Annotated in this window: 18 protein-coding genes; 15 read left to right on the plus strand and 3 right to left on the minus strand. The window is 63.4% G+C overall.

Annotated features, from left to right (window positions below):
* Positions 1-44 precede the first annotated feature (44 nt).
* From epsC to BEP01S_RS12560, 10 genes are all read left to right on the plus strand, one after another.
* On the plus strand, positions 45-719 hold the full coding sequence (gene epsC, locus BEP01S_RS12515) for a serine O-acetyltransferase EpsC (RefSeq protein ID WP_083532705.1): 675 nt from the start codon (positions 45-47) through the stop codon (positions 717-719).
* A gap of 179 nt (positions 720-898) precedes the next feature.
* Positions 899-2,089: an LLM class flavin-dependent oxidoreductase gene (locus tag BEP01S_RS12520; RefSeq protein ID WP_039211302.1), complete on the plus strand. Its 1,191-nt coding sequence runs from the start codon at positions 899-901 to the stop codon at positions 2,087-2,089.
* Positions 2,086-2,799, plus strand: a complete 714-nt coding sequence (locus BEP01S_RS12525; protein WP_244882221.1) for an NAD(P)H-dependent oxidoreductase — start codon at positions 2,086-2,088, stop codon at positions 2,797-2,799. The genes BEP01S_RS12520 and BEP01S_RS12525 overlap by 4 nt, the downstream gene beginning before the upstream one ends.
* Position 2,800: 1 nt before the next feature.
* On the plus strand, positions 2,801-3,265 hold the full coding sequence (locus BEP01S_RS12530) for a MarR family winged helix-turn-helix transcriptional regulator (RefSeq protein WP_052240075.1): 465 nt from the start codon (positions 2,801-2,803) through the stop codon (positions 3,263-3,265).
* A 113-nt stretch (positions 3,266-3,378) separates the two neighbouring features.
* Positions 3,379-4,323, plus strand: a complete 945-nt coding sequence (locus tag BEP01S_RS12535) for a 2-hydroxyacid dehydrogenase (RefSeq protein ID WP_062243761.1) — start codon at positions 3,379-3,381, stop codon at positions 4,321-4,323.
* A gap of 182 nt (positions 4,324-4,505) precedes the next feature.
* Complete coding sequence (gene ilvD, locus BEP01S_RS12540) at positions 4,506-6,218, plus strand: dihydroxy-acid dehydratase (protein WP_039211062.1); 1,713 nt, start codon at positions 4,506-4,508, stop codon at positions 6,216-6,218.
* Between the two features lie 496 nt (positions 6,219-6,714).
* Positions 6,715-7,698 (plus strand): ABC transporter permease, encoded by a 984-nt coding sequence (locus BEP01S_RS12545; RefSeq protein WP_062243764.1) that lies wholly within the window; start codon positions 6,715-6,717, stop codon positions 7,696-7,698.
* 1 nt (position 7,699) lies between these two features.
* Positions 7,700-8,617, plus strand: coding sequence for an ABC transporter permease (locus BEP01S_RS12550; protein ID WP_062243767.1), 918 nt, complete (start codon positions 7,700-7,702; stop codon positions 8,615-8,617).
* On the plus strand, positions 8,610-10,715 hold the full coding sequence (locus tag BEP01S_RS12555) for an ABC transporter ATP-binding protein (protein WP_062243770.1): 2,106 nt from the start codon (positions 8,610-8,612) through the stop codon (positions 10,713-10,715). The genes BEP01S_RS12550 and BEP01S_RS12555 overlap by 8 nt, the downstream gene beginning before the upstream one ends.
* Positions 10,716-10,767: 52 nt before the next feature.
* Positions 10,768-12,465 (plus strand): ABC transporter family substrate-binding protein, encoded by a 1,698-nt coding sequence (locus BEP01S_RS12560; protein ID WP_062243774.1) that lies wholly within the window; start codon positions 10,768-10,770, stop codon positions 12,463-12,465.
* A 77-nt stretch (positions 12,466-12,542) separates the two neighbouring features.
* Here BEP01S_RS12560 and BEP01S_RS12565 read toward each other — a convergent pair whose 3' ends face one another.
* The gene (locus BEP01S_RS12565; RefSeq protein WP_062243776.1) at positions 12,543-13,124 is read right to left on the minus strand and encodes a PH domain-containing protein; all 582 of its coding nucleotides are present in this window, start codon (positions 13,122-13,124) and stop codon (positions 12,543-12,545) included.
* 54 nt (positions 13,125-13,178) lie between these two features.
* Here BEP01S_RS12565 and BEP01S_RS12570 point away from each other — a divergent pair, with 54 nt between their 5' ends.
* Both BEP01S_RS12570 and mdlC read left to right on the plus strand, forming a co-directional pair.
* Positions 13,179-14,120 carry a D-2-hydroxyacid dehydrogenase family protein gene (locus BEP01S_RS12570; RefSeq protein ID WP_062243779.1) on the plus strand — a complete coding sequence of 314 codons (942 nt, stop codon included), beginning with the start codon at positions 13,179-13,181 and terminating at the stop codon, positions 14,118-14,120.
* A gap of 96 nt (positions 14,121-14,216) precedes the next feature.
* Positions 14,217-15,836 (plus strand): benzoylformate decarboxylase, encoded by a 1,620-nt coding sequence (gene mdlC, locus BEP01S_RS12575; RefSeq protein WP_062243782.1) that lies wholly within the window; start codon positions 14,217-14,219, stop codon positions 15,834-15,836.
* A 154-nt stretch (positions 15,837-15,990) separates the two neighbouring features.
* Here the strand turns inward: mdlC and BEP01S_RS12580 are convergent, their stop codons facing one another.
* Together BEP01S_RS12580 and BEP01S_RS12585 are read right to left on the minus strand one after the other, a co-directional pair.
* Entirely contained in the window at positions 15,991-16,812 is an 822-nt protein-coding gene (locus tag BEP01S_RS12580) for an aldo/keto reductase (RefSeq protein ID WP_039211058.1), read from the minus strand.
* Positions 16,813-16,938: 126 nt separating this feature from the next.
* On the minus strand, positions 16,939-18,309 hold the full coding sequence (locus tag BEP01S_RS12585; protein ID WP_062243785.1) for a PTS transporter subunit EIIC: 1,371 nt from the start codon (positions 18,307-18,309) through the stop codon (positions 16,939-16,941).
* Here BEP01S_RS12585 and BEP01S_RS17235 point away from each other — a divergent pair.
* The 3 genes from BEP01S_RS17235 to BEP01S_RS12600 all read left to right on the plus strand — a co-directional run bounded on the left by BEP01S_RS17235 (position 18,297) and on the right by BEP01S_RS12600 (position 20,254).
* On the plus strand, positions 18,297-18,659 hold the full coding sequence (locus tag BEP01S_RS17235) for a PTS sugar transporter subunit IIB (protein WP_082819395.1): 363 nt from the start codon (positions 18,297-18,299) through the stop codon (positions 18,657-18,659). The two genes, BEP01S_RS12585 and BEP01S_RS17235, sit on opposite strands and share 13 nt — an antisense overlap.
* A 123-nt stretch (positions 18,660-18,782) precedes the next feature.
* Positions 18,783-19,235: a PTS sugar transporter subunit IIA gene (locus BEP01S_RS12595; RefSeq protein WP_062243788.1), complete on the plus strand. Its 453-nt coding sequence runs from the start codon at positions 18,783-18,785 to the stop codon at positions 19,233-19,235.
* Between the two features lie 314 nt (positions 19,236-19,549).
* Positions 19,550-20,254, plus strand: a complete 705-nt coding sequence (locus BEP01S_RS12600) for a hypothetical protein (protein ID WP_156483895.1) — start codon at positions 19,550-19,552, stop codon at positions 20,252-20,254.
* The last annotated feature ends 25 nt before the right edge of the window (positions 20,255-20,279 follow it).

The following is a 20,279-nucleotide window of genomic DNA, read 5'->3' on the forward strand; positions in this document are numbered from 1 at the left end:
ACTTGCACGAGATAGACCGAGACTGATGAGCAAGGGAGTCAACGATGAAGGCACTGTGGGCAGCGGCCGCGGCCGCCGTGGGTGCGGCAGCCTATGGACTGAGCCGACCCGGTGTGCGCGAGACGCTCAAAGAAGACCTTGAGACCGTGAAGCGACGCGACCCGGCGGCACGCAATGATTTCGTCTCGCTGGTCTCCTACCCCGGCATGCACGCCATCTGGGCGCACCGCGGACTGCACCGGCTGTGGCAGCACGACGCGGGAAAGGTGCCGGCTCGACTGATGTCTCAGCTCGTGCGGACGCTGACCGGGGTCGAGATCCATCCGGGAGCGGAGATCGGGCGTCGATTCTTCATCGACCATGCCAACGGCGTCGTCATCGGCGAGACCTCGGAGATCGGCGACGACGTCATGCTCTACCACCAGGTCACCCTCGGCGGCACGTCGATGGCGCAGACGAAGCGGCACCCGACGATCGGCAATCACGTGCTTGTCGGTGCCGGGGCGAAGATCCTCGGCCCTGTCGTCGTCGGCGACAACTCCGCGGTCGGCGCCAATGCAGTCGTCGTCAAGGACGTGGCAGCCGACTCGAGTGCTGTGGGAATTCCCGCAACCGTGCGCTCGAAGAAGAAGGACGGAGCCGCCTCGGCGAAAGCGGAGGTCGAAGCGTCGACGAAACGTCCGGACTTCATCCTCGAGGACCCTGCTCTCTGGATCTGACCACCACCCCGAACCGCGTGAAGGCGGCCCCTGCCTTTCGGCGGGGGCCGCTCTGCATCCCCGGGAATACTTTCGCGGCCACTTCTGTTAAGATTTCAACTAGTTACTTCAAAATTGAAGTTAATCCAATGAGGAGGCCGGTCGTGCGAACCCCGATCGGCCCAGATGCAGGAGGCGTCATGGAATTCGGAATCTTCACCATCGGCGATGTCACCACCGACCCCACCGACGGCACCACCGTCAGCGAGAACCAGCGGATCAAGAACACCGTCGAGATCGCCAAGAAGGCAGAAGAAGTCGGCCTCGACGTCTTCGCCACCGGTCAGCACCACAACCCGCCCTTCGTGGCCCCGGCGAACCCGCCGATCCTGCTGGCCAATATCGCCGCACAGACAGAGAAGCTCGAACTCTCCACGGCGACGACGCTCATCACCACGACCGATCCCGTGCGCATCGCCGAAGACTACTCGTACGCGCAGCACCTTTCCGACGGTCGCATCAGCCTGATCATGGGCCGCGGCAACACCGGCCCCGTCTATCCGTGGTTCGGCAAGGACATCCGTGCCGGCATCCCGCTGGCGGTCGAGAACTACAACCTGCTCTACCGTCTGTGGCGTGAGAAGAACCTTGACTGGGAAGGCAAGTTCCGCACTCCGCTGGGCGGCTTCACCGTCACCCCGACCCCACTGGACGAAGTGCCGCCGTTCGTCTGGCACGGATCGATCCGCAGCCCCGAGATCGCCGAACAGGCCGCCTACTACGGCGACGGGTTCTTCCACAACAACATCTTCTGGCCGACCTCGCACACCGCGCGGATGGTTCAGCTCTACCGTCAGCGCTATGAGTACTACGGCCACGGCACGGCCAGCCAGGCGATCGTCGGCCTCGGCGGTCAGGTATTCATGCGCAAGAACTCCCAGGACGCCGTCCGCGAGTTCCGCCCCTACTTCGACAACGCCCCGGTCTACGGCCACGGACCCAGCCTCGAGGACTTCTCGACGCAGACCCCGCTGACCGTCGGTTCGCCGCAGCAGGTCATCGAACGCACCCTGAGCTTCCGCGAATGGGCTGGGGACTACCAGCGCCAGCTCTTCCTCATCGATCATGCGGGACTGCCGCAGAAGACGGTGCTCGAACAGCTCGACCTCCTCGGCGAAGAGGTCATCCCCGTCCTCCGCGAGGAGTTCGCGAAGGGCCGCCCGGCCGACGTCCCCGACGCTCCCACCCACGAATCCCTCGTCATCCGCCATCGCGAAGGCCGGGACCCGATCCCCGGCGGCGGAGAGGGATCGCGTGCGTTCGAAGACCGGCAGGCACGCGCCGCCGAAGCGGCCCAGAATGCGACACAGGAAGGAGCGAATCGCTCATGAGTACGAACACGATGCACATCGTGGCCGTGACCACCTCGCTCAGCGAGGACTCGACCACACTCAAACTCACCGATCGAGTGCTCGCATCTGCCGCCTCGGCGGGGGAATCGGTGGGCATCGACGTGACCACGGACGTCATCAACGTCCGCAGCCTCGCCACCGCGCTCACGGATATGACCCTGACCGGGTTCCGCTCCGAAGCGTTGGAGCAGGCATTTGCGACCATCGCCGCCGCCGATGCGATCGTCACCGTCGCACCGGTGTACAAGGCAGCCCCCGTCGGCCTGCACACCCTGTTCTGGCAGCTCGTCGACGACAGGGCGCTGAGCCGCAAGCCCGTGCTCATCGCCTCCACCGGCGGAACTGCCCGCCATTCGCTGGCCGGGGACGCGGTGCTGCGGCCGATGCTGTCCTACCTCAAGGGCATCGTCGTGCCCACCACGGTGTTCGCCGCGACCGACGACTGGGGAACCGTCGAAGGCGGCCGTGCGCTGACCGCCCGGATCCGCCAGGCGGGGGAGGAACTCGTGTCCCTGACCGCAACGATCATCGGGGCCGGAAATGACGACTTCGCCGAGGTGGCCGACCCCGATTCGCACGCAGGTGCAGGGGCGAACGCGACCCGGGGCACCTCCTCGGTGCATCGCGGAATCGTCGACGAATTCGACCCCGCGAACGTCACCCCGTTCGCACAGCTGCTCGAGGGCTGAGATGACGGAGATCAGATTCGGACTCGGGAAGGAGACGCTGGCGCAGAACGCGTGGCGGACCTATTTCGAGACCTCGCAGCGCCTCCGTCAGGCCCTCGAAGTCCAGCTCAAGGACGATGCAGGGCTCGACGTCAGCGACTACAACACTCTGCTCCTGCTGTGGGAAGCACCGGAGCGGACACTGACGATGAGCGCCCTGGCGAAGAAGCTCGTATTCTCGCCGTCGCGGCTGAACTATCGGATCAAGGTCCTCGTCGACGCAGGACTGGTGACGAAGACCCAGTGCCTCGACGACGGGCGCGCGCACAATGTGGCGCTGACCGAGGCGGGGGCACGGGCATTCCTGTCCGCGGGCTCCAAGCACAAGAGCTATGTCGACGAGGTCTTCTTCGACCATGTCAGCGACGCCGAACTCGAGGTGATCGAGGCCGTGTTCACACGGATCGGGAACTCCCTGCCCGAGTGATGAAGCGGGTTCCGGCCGAGTGATGAAGCGGGTTCCTCCCGTGTGCTGAGGCCCGCCATCTCAGAGTGACGAAGTTCTCGGCGCGGGGCGGGTCTGCGTGCCACAATGTGGGCATGTCCATCACCACAATCGCCTTCCCGAACTCCGAGCTCCGCAACCGTGTGATCGCTCAGATCCCTGCTCACCAGCGCGCCGATGTCGACCTCGTCGTCTTCTCCGATGCCGAGCGATCGGCCAAGCTCAGCCGCGACGATGTCGACGTCGTCGTCCTGCCCTACCTGGATTCCGGACCGACGATCGAGCTGCTCGACGAACTGCCCAACCTGCGCTTGGTGATCACGCAGACGACCGGATTCGACCCCGTCTCCCACCTGCCCGAACGCGGGATCCAGGTCGCGACCGCCTCGGGCGTGCACACCGGAGGAACCGCCGAGCTCGCTCTGGCACTGACCCTGGCCAGCCTACGCGGCATCGACGACGCCGTGCGCTCGCAGGTCTCGCGGGTGTGGGAGCACCATCGCTACCGTTCGCTGCAGGACCGTCGCGTGATGATCATCGGCGTCGGTGAGATCGGCTCGGCCATCGCCGATCGCTTCGACCCCTTCGAGGTTCAGCTCACTCGCGTGGCCTCGACCGCGCGTGAGGACGAGCGCGGGAAGATCCACGGCGTCGACGAGCTGCCGAAGCTGCTGCCCCACACCGAGGTGGTTGTGCTCATCACCCCGCTCAACGAGGGCACCCACCACCTCGTCGACGAGAAGTTCCTCAGCCAGCTTCCCGACAATGCGCTCATCGTCAACGTCGCCCGCGGCAAGGTGGTCGACACGGATGCGCTCGTGGCCGAGCTCGCCACCGGCCGACTCCATGCCGCCCTCGACGTCACCGACCCGGAGCCGCTGCCGCGCAACCACGCACTGTGGGGCACCCCGAACACCCTCATTACGCCCCACGTCGGAGGCGACACCTCGGCGTTCGAGCCCCGAGTCGTGAAGATTCTCGCCGAGCAGGTCAGGCGGATCAACGACGGGCAGCAGCCGGTCAACCTCATCAAGGCCTGATGTTCCACCGCAGCACTGAGGCTTTCGAACAGGGCTGACGTGCCGTCATTAGGTCACGCGAATCTGACCTAAGCAGGCCCGCAACTCCGCCTCGCTGTCGGACTCTCGCGTGGTGCCCAGGAGAGGTTCCACCATGCGAGAGTCCGGCGTGCGGATGCTGAAATCGGGCGTAGCATGCCTGCATGAGCATCGATACAGACAACACCACTCCCGACATCAAACCCCGTTCCCGCGATGTCACGGACGGCCTCGAAGCCACCGCCGCACGCGGAATGCTTCGCGCCGTCGGCATGGGCGACGATGACTGGGTGAAGCCGCAGATCGCGATCGCGACCTCGTGGAACGAGATCACCCCCTGCAACATGTCGCTGCAGCGTCTCGGTTCGGCCGCCAAGGAAGGCGTCCACGAGGCCGGCGGCTTCCCGCTGGAATTCGGCACCATCTCCGTCTCGGACGGAATCTCGATGGGCCACGAGGGGATGCACTACTCGCTGGTCTCCCGTGAGGTCATCACCGACTCCGTCGAAACCGTGATGAGCGCCGAACGGCTCGACGGCTCCGTGCTCATGGCCGGCTGCGACAAGTCGATCCCCGGAATGCTCATGGCCTCCGCCCGCCTCGGACTCTCCAGCGTCTTCCTCTACAACGGTTCGATCATGCCCGGAACCGCAAAGATGGAGGACGGCTCGGAGAAGGAAGTCACCCTCATCGATGCCTTCGAGGCCGTCGGCGCCTGCCGCGCCGGCACCATGTCCCAGAAGGACGTCGACGCCATCGAACGTGCCGTCTGCCCCGGTGAGGGTGCCTGTGGCGGAATGTACACGGCGAACACGATGGCCTCGGCCGCCGAGGCCATGGGGATGTCGCTGCCGGGTTCGGCCGCTCCGCCGGCCATCCACCGCAATCGCACGATGTTCGCTCGCAAGTCCGGCGAGGCGGTCGTGAACATGCTGCGCCAGGGCATCACTGCGCGCGACATCATCACCCGCGAATCGCTGCACAACGCCATCGCCGTGGTCATGGCCTTCGGCGGTTCGACGAACGCAGTCCTCCACCTGCTGGCCATCGCCCACGAGGCCGGAGTGGAACTCGAGCTCGACGACTTCAACCGCATCGGCGACAAGGTTCCGCACCTGGGCAACGTCAAGCCCTTCGGCCAGTACGTGATGAACGATGTCTTCAAGATCGGCGGCGTGCCCGTGATCATGAAGGCCCTCCTCGACGCCGGTCTGCTCAACGGCGACTGCCTGACCGTGACCGGCAAGACCGTGGCCGAGAACCTCGAGTCGATCAACCCGCCGGACCCGGACGGGAAGATCCTGCGCGCGCTCAACAACCCGATCCACGCCACCGGCGGCCTCACCGTGCTGCAGGGATCTCTAGCTCCTGAGGGTGCCGTCGTGAAGTCCGCGGGCTTCGACGCCGATGTATTCGAAGGCACCGCTCGCGTCTTCAACCAGGAGAAGCCGGCGATGGATGCCGTGCTGAACGGCGAACTGAAGAAAGGCGACGTCGTCGTCATCCGCTACGAAGGACCCAAGGGCGGACCCGGAATGCGCGAGATGCTCGCGATCACCGGAGCCATCAAGGGCGCGGGTATCGGCAAGGACGTCCTGCTGCTCACCGACGGCCGCTTCTCCGGCGGTTCGACCGGTCTGTGCATCGGCCACATCGCCCCCGAGGCGGTCGACGGCGGCCCGATCGCGCTCGTCGAGGACGGTGACAAGATCACCGTCGACATCGCGGCCCGCTCGATCGAGCTCCACGTCGACGAGGAGGTGCTGGCCGAGCGTCGCAAGTCCTGGACGATCCCGGACAACCATCGCCTCACCGGCGTGCTCGGCAAGTACGCGAAGCTCGTGCAGTCGGCGTCGAAGGGCGCGGTCTGCTTCTGATCCAGCTCAAGGTCCATTGCTGACCCCGCACGCTTCCGCGTGACGCTCAGCGACACGGATCGGTACCACCATCGCCGAGGCGGTGCAGACGTCACGTCTGCACCGCCTCGGCGATTTTGTGGGGATCTTCGCTGATCACAGCATCAGCTGATCTGAAGCCGCGACACGGAACTACAGTTACCGAAAAGTTACTTCGGCGTGTCGCGCGGATTTCCGGGGGACACGCGGCCTTGTCGCAATGATTACTGCAAGAGACGTTTGTGCAACAGGTCACACAGGGATACAGTGCAGACACGTTCAGTCTTCTGTGATGAACCATTGACGGTTCACTCATATTGACTGATCAGAGGAAAATTCGCGCAAAGGAACCTTGATCGTTGATGATTCGCACCGCTTACCCGATTCGCCGTGAGATCTACTCTCAGCTGCCGGGTCCCATGCACCATTACTCGATGACCGGTGAGGCTCGGCTGATCCCTGTGTCGTAGTCGACGCCATGGGCAAATACGTTCTGCGGCGGTTCATCAACTACTTCATCCTCGCGTTCATAGCGACGGTCACCGCCTACATCACTTCCAGCTCTTTCATGGATCCGGCCTCCCGGTACCGCGGCCAGAATCCGCCGCTGTCAGAGGATTCGATCCGATCAATCCTCAATGGCCACGGCACGAATCCCGAAGTCCCGGTTCTCGAAAGAACCTGGAACTGGCTGACGAACATCTTCCTCCACGCTGACTTCGGCACAACGGTGCACAATTCTCCGGTGCTGCAGGAGATCCTCGTCCGCGCCGGTGTCAGCCTCAAGCTCCTGCTCATCGGTTCGATCATCGGAGCGATCCTCGGTGTCATCCTCGGCGTCTGGGGAGCCGTCAAGCAGTACAAGGCGTCTGACCAGGTCGTGACCTACTCGTCCTACCTCATCATCGCCACCCCGACATTCGTCATCGGTGTGATCCTCATGATCATCGCCACCGGTTTCAACAATGCCCTCGGCACGACGCTCATCCGCTTCTCGGGTGATTATTCGGCGAATATCGACCCCGGGTTCATCCCGTGGTTCACCGACCAGTTATCGCATATGCTGCTGCCGACTCTGGCGCTCGTGCTCATGGGCGCCGCGACGTACTCGCGCTACCAGCGTTCGGTCATGCTCGATGTGCTCGCCTCCGATTTCATCCGCACGGCTCGGTCCAAGGGCCGCACCCGCAAGACCGCGCTGGTCAAGCACGGCGTGCGCGTCGCACTCATCCCGATGTCGACCTACTTCGCCTATGCATTCGGCACGCTGGTTGCGGGTTCGGCGATGCTTGAAGTCGTCTTCTCCTGGAATGGCATGGGCCAGTTCACTATCAACTCGATCCTGGGGTCCGATATCAACGCGGCCGCAGGCTCCGTCCTCTTCGTCGCAGTGCTCACACTCTTGGCCTCGACCCTGTCCGAGGTTCTCTATGCCGCGCTCGACCCGAGAGTGAGGATCTGACATGGCAACAGATATCCCGATCTCCACAGAACCCGGCACCGAGGTGGTGTCGAAGCGTTCGAAGCCGACTTCTCGGGCGATGCTCATCTGGCGGCGCCTGCGCTCGACCCCGCGATTCTGGGTCGGCGGGATCCTGCTCGCGTTCTTCGTCCTCTTCGCACTGTTCGGCAACACCATCAACATATACTCGCCGACCGACCAGGACGTCTTCGCCCTCAACGAACCGCCGAGCGCCCAGCACTGGTTCGGCACGAACACGATCGGCCAGGACATCTACGCCCAGACCGTGGTCGGACTGCAGAAGTCGCTGCTCATCGGCATCATCGCAGGACCGTGTGCGAGCATTCTGGCCGCCATCATCGGATCGACGGCAGGTTACTTCGGTGGTCGAGTCGAAGCGATCATCGTCTGGTTCATCAACCTTCTGCTCGTGCTTCCGTCCTTCTTCATCCTTGTGCTCATGGCACCGCTGCTGAGGCAGCTGTCGTGGACGGCCATCGTCGTCTTCCTCGTGCTCTTCGGCTGGATGATCATGGCCCAGGTCGTGCGCAATCAGACCAAGGCGATCAAGGACCGCGACTTCGTGCGGGCGGCTCGCTATATGGGGGTCTCGACTCCGAAGATCCTCAGCCGTCACATCATCCCCAACGTGGCATCGATCCTCATCGTCGATGCGACCTTGGGTGTGGTGTCGGCAATTCTTGCCGAGACGTCTCTGAGCTATTTCAACCTGGGCATTCAGAAGCCCGACGTCTCGATCGGCACTCTGCTGGCCGACGGCTCCGGCGCGGCTGCAACACGCCCCTGGCTGTTCGTCTTCCCCGCGGGTGTGCTCGTGCTCATGCTCTTCGCGATCAGCCTGATGGCCGATGCCCTGCGGGATGCGATCGACCCGACCTCAGGAGTCAACCGTGACTGAAACCCTTGACATCGATCTCGACCCCGTCACCGCGGCCGAACCCATTCTCGAGGTCAGAGACCTGACAGTGACGTTCCCCAACCCCAAGGGCGATGTCCACGCCGTGCGTGGAGTCAACTATGAGGTCAAGCCCGGCGAATTCCTCGGCATCGTCGGCGAATCCGGCTCCGGCAAATCCGTGTCCTCGATGGCTGTGATGGGGCTGCTTCCCTCCACTGCCCAGATCGCCGGCTCCATCCGTTACCGCGGACAGTCTCTGCTCGATATGAACGACCACCAGATGTCGAAGCTGCGCGGCCGCGAAATCGCAATGGTCTTCCAGGATCCGCTGTCGGCCCTGACTCCCGTCTTTACGATCGGCGAACAGATCTCCGAGGGCCTGATCATCCATGATCCGAGTCTGTCGAAGGAGGCAGCGAACGACCGAGCGATCGAGTTGCTCAAGATCGTCGGCATTCCCGGGGCGGAACGGCGGGTGAAATCCTATCCGCACGAGTTCTCCGGAGGCATGCGGCAGCGAGCCATGATCGCTATTGCGATCGCCAACGACCCGGACCTCATCATCGCCGACGAGCCGACGACCGCATTGGATGTGACGATCCAGGCCCAGATCCTCGACGTGCTGCAGAAGGCTCGAGAGATCACCGGTGCAGCGATCGTGCTGATCACCCACGACCTCGGTGTGGTCGCCGGCAACGCAGACCGGATTGCCGTCATGTACGCGGGCCGTCTGGTCGAGACCGGGGGAGTGGAACAGGTCTTCCGCAGCCCGCAGATGCCCTACACGACAGGGCTGCTGCGGTCAGTGCCGAACCTGGCGACCGCAGGGACCCAACGACTCGTACCGCTCGAGGGCAAACCGCCGTCGCTGTCGAACCTGGCGCCGGGATGTCCATTCGCACCGCGCTGCCCGATCGCGGTCGACAAGTGCCGCGAGGTCGAACCCGAACTCGGCGAGCACGGAATCGCCGGGGTGCTGGCCGCCTGCCACCGTGCCGATGAGATCGCGCGGGGCGATCTGGAAGCCAAGGACATCTACCCTCGCCCCGACCCGGTGGCGACTCGGGTGAGGGACGATTCAGCACCGAACATCCTCGAGGTCACCGGTCTGCAGAAGCACTTCCCTCTGCTCAAGGGTGCCGTGTTCAAGAGGCAGATCGGCACGGTGAAAGCCGTCGACGAAATCGACCTCGAAATCAAGGCCGGTCAGACTCTCGGTCTGGTGGGCGAATCGGGCTGTGGGAAGTCGACGACGATCGGCGAAGTCCTGGAGATGGTCTCTCCGCAGAAGGGGCGACTGGTCATCAACGGCGTTGATGTCGCGGACCTGAACAAGCGCGAACGTCTGGCCATGCGCAAAGACGTCCAGGTCGTCTTTCAGGATCCGATGGCTGCTATCGACCCGCGCCTGCCGGTCGGCGAGGTGATCGCCGAACCGCTGACTGTGCACAAGGTGCCGGCCCAGGAACGCAACGACAAAGTTGCCGAGATGCTCGAACTCGTCGGCCTCGACGCCTCGATGGCCGAACGCTATCCGCACGAATTCTCCGGTGGTCAACGTCAGCGTATCGGCATTGCTCGGGCCTTGGTGACGAATCCGAAGCTGCTCGTCCTCGACGAACCCGTCTCCGCTCTCGACGTGTCCGTCCAAGCCGGAGTCATCAATCTGCTCGAAGATCTTCGAGACACCTTGGGGCTGTCCTATCTGTTCGTCGCTCACGACCTCGCAGTCGTCCGACAGATTTCGGACTATGTGGCTGTCATGTATCTCGGTCGGATCGTCGAGTACGGCGAATCCGATGCGCTCTATCGCCAGCCACGGCACCCCTATACACGTGCACTGATGTCGGCGATCCCGGTGCCCGACCCTGAAGTCGAACGGTCACGGGAACGGGTGCTGCTCACTGGTGATCTGCCGAGCCCGACCGATGAGATCTCGGGCTGCAACTTCCGCACCAGATGTCCGCTGTTCAACCTGCTGCCGGACGGCGACAGGCAAGTGTGCCTGACCGATGACCCTCGTCCGCGTCCGTTGGAAGGCGACCTCGTCGCCTGCCACCATGCGGAACGGATCACGGAGCTCGACATCGCAACCTGAAGCCCCGCCCACACACCACCTCGAGGAACACCACACTAGAAATGAGGAACTCATGAGAATGAGGAAGAAGGCGACAATGGTCGTCGCCGCGACCGCTGCGCTGGGCCTGGCACTGTCCGGCTGCCAGCAGGCGAACAAGGACTCCGGCGGAGTCGACAGCGACAAGGCGGACAAGGAGATCTCCGGTCTCCCCACCACCGACTATCAGAAAGCCGGATACGACGAGGTCAAGGACGGCGGAACGCTGACCTACCCGATCACCGAAGTCCCCGCGAGCCTCAACTACTACCACGCCGACGGCGCTCACGTGGACAACAACAACATCTACGGCACCTCTTTGGGCGGACCGGTCAAAATCAAGGACGACGGCACCTGGGAAGTCGACAAGAACTACGCTGAGAGCGTCGAGATCGCCAGTAAGGATCCCCTGGTCATCGACGTCAAGCTCAACAAGGACGCCGTATGGGAAGACGGATCCGCCATCGATGTGGACGACTACAAGGCCTTCTGGAAGACGCAGAACGGTTCAAACAAAAAGTACGAGGTCGCCTCGACCAAGGGCTTCGAAGACATCGAGAAGATCGAATCCGGCAAGGACAAGCACGAGGTCAAGGTCACCTTCAAGACCCCGAACATCGACTGGCCCAATTACATCGGCGCCTTCCTGCCGGATGAGATCTCGAAGTCGGTCGACAAGTTCAATAAGGGCTACACGAAGAAGGTCCTGCCTTCGAACGGACCGTACAAGGCTGACAAGCTCGACACGAAGTCCGGCGTCCTCACAATGGTCAAGAACGACAAATGGTGGGGACAGGAGCCCAAGCTCGACAAGGTGGTATTCAAGGTCGTCTCACAGGCCCAGCAGGCTCAGGCTTACGCCAACAAGGAGATCGACCTTGTCGACGTCGGCACCGATGGCGACTCATACAAGACTGCAGGCAAGCGCGAAGACGGTGAGATTTACAAGTCGCAGGGCATGGAATACACGCACCTGACGATGAATGCGAAGAAAGGCGCGCTCAAGGAGCAGGAAGTCCGTGACGCAATCGGTCACGCGATCAACCGCGAAGCCATCGCTCAAGCCGCCATCGGTCCAGTCGAGGCTCCGGTGACACTGGTCAACAACGTCACATTCATGCCCGGCCAGGAAGGCTACCAGGACAATACCGACGGCGGACTCGACTTCGACCAGGAGAAGGCGAAGAAGATCCTCGACGATGCCGGCTGGAAAGAAGGCGACGGAGGAGTCCGCGAGAAGGACGGCGAGCAGCTCAAGTTCAAGATCGTCGTTCCCGCCGACACCGCTTCGAATGCTCAGCGTGCCGAACAGGTGATGAAGGATCTCAACGAGATCGGCTTCAAGGTCGAGATCGAAACCGTTCCCGTGGCTGCGTACTTCGCCGATCACGTGCTCAACGGCAACTTTGAGATGGCGACGTTCACCTGGCAGGGCACAGCCTTCCCGATCTCCTCGGGTTCGAACCTGTTCTTCCCTGCAGACTCTGCCCAGAACCTTTCGAAGATCTCGAGCGATGCGATCGGCGAGAAGTTCAAGGCGGCAACGAAGACACTCGACCCGGCCGAGTCGAAGAAACTGGCGAATGAGGGCGACGCGGCAGTGCTCAAGCTCAAGCCGCTCATTCCCTTCTACCCGACACCCTACGTATGGGGCGTCAGGGATGACGTCATCAACCTCGGACCGCGTCAGCTCGAAACCCCTGACTGGACCCAGATCGGTTTCAAGAAGTGATGCATTGATCGATTGAAGTCAACCGAGACTGCCGGCCCCGTGGGATCACGTTCCCCACGGGGCCGGTTTTTCTGTGCTCAGATGAGTTCGATCGCTACCAGGAGCACGAGCACCAGAGTCACACCGATGACGCCGAAGCTCCACCGAGTTCTGACTTCCTCGGCACCAGCAGACGTGCCGGCTCGCATCTCCCTGCCGGGTGCATCATTCTGATCATGTTCCCACCGACGCAGCAGTTCGAACGCCGGGTGATTGTCCAGAGACTCCGGTCGAGTGCCACCGGTCAGTCCGGAATCGATCTTCCTTCTCGGCATTCCCGGAGCGTTCCACGGTCGAATGGTGCGCGTGGCCCCGTCCGGCGAGGATGCTTCGATCGTCACGACCGAACCTAAGCGGATATCCCGGATGCGGGTGAACGGCACCGATATCGTGCGCAGTATCTCTCGGACCTCGACCTCGTCGGTTCCGACGACGAGCGCCGGCCTCCACAGGACGGCGAATGCGACCCATCCGATGAGCAGAAGAGCGGGTCCGAAACGACCGACGGTATCCCATGCTCCGCGTAGAAGTGCGTCGCCGAGGAGGAAAGCGAGGAAAGCCCACACGATGACCGTGATGATGGGGCCGCTGCGTTGTCTCAGGATGATCGGTGCACTCACCCACCCAGCCTATCGGCTCTAGGATGTAGGTCACACGAGCACAGGAGGGGAAGCATGCGCATCGTCGTTCTCGATGACTATCAGCAGGTGGCAGGGGAGTTCGCGGACTGGAGCGGCCTCGATGCCGAGGTCGAGTTCATCTCGCGCCCCATCGTCGACGACGATGACCTGGTGAAGGTCCTCCACGGCGCCGAGGTGGTTGTGGCGATGCGTGAGAGAACCGCCTTCACCGCCGGTCGGCTGGAACGGCTGCCGGACCTGCGTCTGCTCGTGACCACGGGGAGGGTCAACGCCTCCATCGACGTGGAGGCGGCGCGATCGCAGGGGATCGTGGTCTGCGGAACCGAGTCGACCACCTCGGCGACACCGGAGCTGACCTGGGGACTCATCCTTTCGGTCCTGCGCAGCATCCCGGCCGAGGACGCCGCTGTCAGAGGCGGCGGCTGGCAGTCGACGGTCGGTGGAGACCTCGACGGGCACCGCCTCGGTGTGGTCGGTCTGGGACGGTTGGGAACGAAGGTCGCCCGGGTCGGTGCGGCGTTCGGCATGGACGTCGTGGCGTGGAGCCAGAACCTCGACGCGGAACGAGCCGACGGGCTGGGCGTGCGCGCGGTGAGCAAGGACGAACTGTTCTCCACCGCGGATGTGGTGACGATCCACTACAAACTGAGCGATCGCAGCAGGGGACTCGTCGGAGCAGCGGAGCTTGAGGCGATGAAGCCCGACGGCATTCTCGTCAACACCTCGCGCGCCGGACTCGTCGACACCGACGCACTCATCACCGTGCTGGAGGCCGGCGGAATCCGCGGCGCAGGACTCGACGTCCACGACGAAGAGCCGCTGCCGGTCGACCATCGGCTGCGCAGCACTCCGCGCACCGTGCTCACCCCGCACCTGGGCTATGTCACTGAAGACACCTATCGGATCTTCTTCACTCAGGCGGTCGACGACATCGCCGCCTGGATCGCAGGTGCGCCGATCCGCGTGATCGGCTGAGCCGGATCAGCCTGCCAACGACTATGGTGAGGCGAGAGGGACGCCATAACCACACGGTCCCTCCACCGCAGCACCGAGAACGAAAGCAGAGGCGCCATGGCCGATCAGCCCGAAGGTGAGAAGACAGTCCTCGAAGCCAGTCTGGAGGTCTTCCGTGCCCACGGGCTGACGACGATCTTCGGAAATCCGGGCTCGAACGAACTGCCGTTCCTCGCAGGTCTCGGGGATGACTTCCGGTTCATCCTCGGTCTGCATGAGCAGGTCGTCGTCGGTATGGCCGAAGGCTACTCCCGCGCCACGGGAGGGCCGGCTCTGGTCAACCTGCACGCCGCCTCGGGGTCGGGCAACGGCATGGGTGCCCTGACGAACGCCCACTACGGGCACGTGCCGCTCGTCGTGCTCGCCGGTCAGCAGGTGCGCCGCACCGTCGGGCAGGAGGCGATGCTCGCCAACGTCGACGCCGCGACGCTGCCCGCCCCGCTGGTGAAATACTCGCACGAGCCGCTGGCGGCCACCGACGTGCCGCGCACTCTGTCGCAGGCGGCATTCGAAGCAGTCACCCAACCGAGCGGACCCGTCTATGTGTCCGTCCCGCTCGACGACTGGGACGAGACAGCACTTCCCGACGATGAGCTGTTGACGCAACGCTCGGTGACGACAGCGGGGACCATGTCGGAGTCGCTGCGACGCGAACTCGCCGAGGTCCTCAACGGGGCACAGAACCCGGCCCTTGTCCTCGGACCACAGGTCGATGCCGCCGCCGTCGATGATCCGACGGTCTATGAGCATGCAGTGGCACTGGCCGAACGCCTCGGCGCCTCTGTATTCGTCGCGCCCTCACCGACGCGCTGCCCGTTCCCCACGACCCATCCGAACTTCGAAGGCGTCCTGGTTCCGGGAATCAAGTCGGTGCGTGACCGGCTGATCGGCCACGACGTCGTCCTCGTCATGGGAGCCGCCACCTTCCGGTACCACCGATGGGAACCGGCGAACTACCTGGAGCCGGGCACCGAGGTCATCCAGATCACCCAGGATGCGCGAGAGGCGACTCGGGCACCGTTCGGCCGCGCCGTCGTCGCGGATATCGCAACCGCGCTCGCCGACCTCGCAGAAGCAACCGCGGATCGCGGAAATCGCCGAGGCGACCGCGGGGCCCGAGCCGTGCCTGCACCTCCGCGCTCGGAGCAGGGAATGACCGGCCCCGAGGTGCTCGACGTCCTCAACGAGCACGTCGACGACAGCGTCGTCTACGTCAATGAGACGACCACCCTCGACCTCGAATACCTCGAGCGGATCGTCATCGACAGACCCGGAATGTACCACTTCCCGGCCTCGGGCGGACTGGGCTTCGGACTGCCGGTCGCCGTCGGGATGGCCATCGGCGACCCGGAGAAGACCGTCGTAGCCACCGTGGGTGACGGTTCCGCGAACTACGGACTCACAGCTCTGTACACGGCAGCTCAGTTGGGCACGAAGACGATCTTTGTCATCGTCAACAACTCCGGCTACGGCGCGCTCTCCGGTTTCGCCGAGCGGATGGGCGTCCCGGACACCCCGGGACTGACCTTGGGCACAATCGACTTCGTCTCCCTGGCACAGGGATACGGTGTCCCGGCCAGCCGGACCACGACTCGCGAAGAGTTCGACGCCGCCTACCGTGAGGCGCTGCAGGCAGACGGGCCGGTGCTCATCGACGCCGTCGTCCTCGGCGCCTGAGGACAACCGGTGGAGTGAACGCCTGCCGGCATGCAACGGCCGGAGAACGACGAAGCCACCGGAGAGTCGGAACTCTCCGGCGGCTTCGTCGTTGCTCAGCGGACCTGACTAGGGGAGGGCCGCTTCGGCGAGGTATCACCCCACCTGAACGGGGTCAGTTCACCTCAGCGGGATCAGCGGAGACGCGGCCGCCGTTTTCGAGCGCATCGATGGCTGCCACCTCGGCGTCGGTGAGCTCGAAGTCGAAGACTGAGAAGTTCTGCTCCATGCGGTCGCGGTTGTTCGACTTCGGGAAGACGACGTGACCCTTCTGCAGGTGCCAGCGGATGATGGCCTGGGCCCACGACTTCTCATGGGCGGCGGCGATCTCACCGATGACGGAGCCGGCGTAGTCGACCTTGCCCTGTCCCAGCGGTCCCCAGGCTTCGATCTTGATGTCATGCTCGGCCAGCAGCGGACGGGTCTCGACCTGCTGGAACTGCGGGTGGCATTCGATCTGGTCGACGGCGGGGATGATGCCGGTGTCGAGGATCTCGGGCAGGAAGCGGTGGTCGAAGTTCGAGACGCCGATCGAGGTAGTCAGGCCCTGGTCGCGGTAGGCGGGGAAGGCCTCCCAGGTCTCGACGGAGTTCTTGTTCTGCGGGGTCGGCCAGTGGATGAGGTAGAGGTCGACATGGTCGAGGCCGAGCTTCTCCAGGGATTCGCCGAGGGCGCGCTTGGATTCCTCCGCTCCGTGGCGGTCGTTCCATAGCTTGGTCGTCACGAAGAGTTCGTCACGGGCGATTCCGGACTTCGCGATGGCCCGGCCCACACCCTCCTCGTTGCCGTAGATGGCCGCAGTGTCGATATGACGGTAGCCGACCTCGAGGGCGTCGGTGACGATGCGTTCGGTCTCGTCGGGGTCGACCTTGAAGACGCCGAAGCCCAGCTGGGGAATCGTCTTGCCGTCGTTGAGAGTGAGTGTGGGAACCGTCATGGTGCCGCCTTTCGTCACGTATGCACTGGTCAGGACGGATCCGAAGCTGATCGGACCCGTCGGTTCGGCGCTCGGTGAGAGCACCGAACCGAGCCTATAACGTCACCGAGCCCAGCAGCATTCCATTCAGCTTCGACCCTCGTCTTGTGCGCGTTTCTTGCCCGTGGATTCCTCGGCTGCGATCTGAGCCTCATCGAAGACCGAGGGAGCACCGTTGCCGGTGTCGGTCTCGTCCTCGCGGCCCGGGGTGTGCAGGTTGAACTTGATGATCGCCCACCGGAAGAGGAAGTAGTAGATGATGGCGTAGGCCAGACCGATGACCAGCAGGAGCAGGACGGGCCCGATTCCTCCGGACAGTTCGGACGCTCGTCCGAGATTGAGCAGATAGTCCAGTGCGCCGGCCGAGAAGCCGAAGCCGGATTTGATGCCCAGCGCATTCACCAACGCCAGCGATGTGCCGGTGAGCACGGCGTGGACCGCGTAGAGCGGGAAGGCGACATAGGCGAAGGCGTATTCGAGCGGCTCGGTGATTCCGGTGATGAAGGCGGTCAGTGCCACCGAGAGCATGATGCCGCCGACGACCTTGCGACGCTTCGGATGAGCGGTGCGGTAGATCGCCAGGGCCGCGGCCGGCAGAGCGAACATCATGATCGGGAAGAAGCCGGTCATGAACGATCCCGTCCAGTCGGCTGTGCCGTCCACGCCGGAGAAGAAGCAGGTGATGTCGCCGTGCCCGGTGTCTCCCGCGGCGGTCGTGCACGAACCCAGTTGGAACCACGGCAGGTTGTTCAGCAGGTGGTGCAGCCCGAAGGGGATGAGGAGTCGGTTGATCGTGCCGAAGACGAATCCGGTGCCCGGATTGGCTCCGTGCTCCATGAGGAAGCCACCCACGCCTTTGTTGATGAGGGCGTCGAAGACAGGGTAGATGAGCGCCATGATCACGGCGATGACCATCGACGCGACCGCAGTGACGATCGGAACGAAACGACGACCGCCGAAGAAACCGAGGTAGGTCGGCAGTTTGATCCGGTGATAGCGCTGATAGAGCAGGGCGGTGATGATGCCGACGACGATTCCGCCGAGCACTCCGAAGTTGATGACGTTCTCACCCTCGCCGTTGTCCGAGCCGAAGCTCGGAGACATGGCCGTGAAGACTCCGGTGAGGACCATATACCCGACGACCGCGGCCAGCGCGGTGGAGCCGTCGGCCTTCTTCGCGAATCCGATGGCCACACCGACGGCGAAGATCAACGGCAGGTTGTCGAACAGAGCAGAACCGGCGGCCGCGAAGACCGTCGCCACCGGCAGCAGCCAGTCCGCGAACTTACCGAGCCCATCGGCGCCGAGCATGTCCGGCTGACCGAATCGCATCAGCAGGGCTGCGGCGGGCAGGACGGCGATCGGGAGCATGAGAGAACGGCCGACGCGTTGCAGCTGGGCGAATCCCGGTATCGCCTTCTTACGTTTCTTCGGTGCTTCAGCGGATGGGATGGCCATCGGAATCCTCCTCGGAAGTGGGGCAGCCGGCCACGAGTCGCCGTAGACTTGTGACGCAGATCGCAGAACGTGAAATCGACGCCGGCGCATCAGCGCCGGAGATGAAGGTGACAGACATGGACAAAGCAGCGCAGATCCTCGCCGGACTGGGCGGTGCCGACAACATCGACGACATCGAAGCGTGCATCACCCGACTGCGGGTCGAGGTCGACGACGACTCACTTGTCAATGAGCAGGCGCTCACCGCTGCCGGTGCTTTCGGTGTTGTGGTCCAGGGAAGCGCAGTCCAGGTCGTCGTCGGTCCGGAGGCCGACAACCTCGTCGATGACATCGAAGACCTCATGGGCTGAGTCACGTCTTCGTCTCCTCTGCTCGCCGGTGAGCATCTGCTGGTCGACAGTGAGCCTTGTCTGTAGTCTGAGGTCAGTCTAAGCGAAATACTTCTGATTTTGGAGAAAGGCGGCCTGCTGACTATGGCAGTCACAATCGCTGCACCAATCACCGGAACTGTGATACCCCTGACGGAGGTTCCAGACCCCGTCTTCGCAAAGGCACTTGTCGGTCCCGGCGTCGCCATCGACCCCGGCGAGGCCGCGACGCTGACGGTCACGGCTCCCGTCTCGGGAAAGCTGACGAGCCTCAAACCTCATGCGTTCGTCATCTCCCACCGGCCCGATCAGGGGGTGCTCGTCCACCTGGGCATCGACACGGTCCATCTCAAGGGTGCAGGGTTCACGCTCCGTGCTGAGGCAGGCCAGCAGGTTGAGGCCGGTGATGAGCTCATCGTCTGGGACTTAGGTACAGCAAGAGAGGCGGAGAAGTCCGTGGTCGTGCCAGTCGTCGTCCTCGAGGCCAATGCCGGGGACCTGACACTCGCCGAGGCGGGACCGATCGACGCGGGCGACGCCCTGATCCGAATCGGCTGAGGCGTCCGCTTGAGCTGAGGCGCTGTATGCCTGGCGGAGTGTCCTCCGCTAAGTTGATGAGCATGCTGGTATGTGGAACTCGCCTTCGCCTTCGAATCGCGGCCGTCATCGTCGCTGTTATCGGGGCCGTGGGACTGACCGGGTGTATGGGTCCAGATCTCAGCGGCCGTGCAGACGATATCGGCGCGGTCCTGTCCGCGAAGCCGGGAGTTGAGGACGTCGAGACCCAGTACCAGAACGGCTTCGACTCGGGTCGAAGCATCAACTACATCATCAAGATGGTCCCCGGTGCATCAACCGCCCAATCTGTCGATGTGGCCGCCGCACTCGACCAGGAGACGGGCGACGAGTTCGATCGCTACGATCAGGAACTCAGGTTGCTCTTGTCAGGTCGAGCGGTCGAGATCAGTGACGCTTCAAACAGCGACATCATGGCGGACAGGGCATCGCACCTTCTCGCGCTCGCATCAGAAATGTCTGTCAACCGACTGGAATGGCGTCAGGCCTCGGAGCAGACGACCTTCGAAGATGTCCTGGAGCTGACGGATCCGCAGGACGACATCTTCGGGACGATCAACGCAGTGAGGGCAGAGCTCGGTACCGAACAGTTCGACCTGAGGGTCAGAGGCTCTGCCCAGACTGAATGGGCAGTGGCTTTCCCCTACGCGGAGCAGGCGCAGGCTCGCCTGGAGACCGCAATCGAACCGATTCTCCCCACGACAGTGCAGGTCGTGATCGACGACAACCAGGTGTCAGGGCTCTTTGTCGTCGTCCCTGACGGACCGGACGTGGTCAGCCGGCTGCGAGGCATCATCGAACGCGTCGATTCCCCGGACGCTCAACCCTGGTACTTCGATTGGGCACTGGGCTCAGATCCGACCGGCGCCGTTGACTATTCGACCAAAGGCTTGGTCAACGTAGGCGGATGCGAGTATGACGAGGACCCGGACCGCCAGATCACATCCGCAACCCAGACGCTCCAGGATCAGCTGCGAACTCTCTACGACACCTGTCGCTGAGTCGGAGTGACATGCCGATTGTCGG

The organism is Brevibacterium epidermidis NBRC 14811 (genome assembly GCF_001570805.1).
GTDB lineage: Bacteria > Actinomycetota > Actinomycetes > Actinomycetales > Brevibacteriaceae > Brevibacterium > Brevibacterium epidermidis.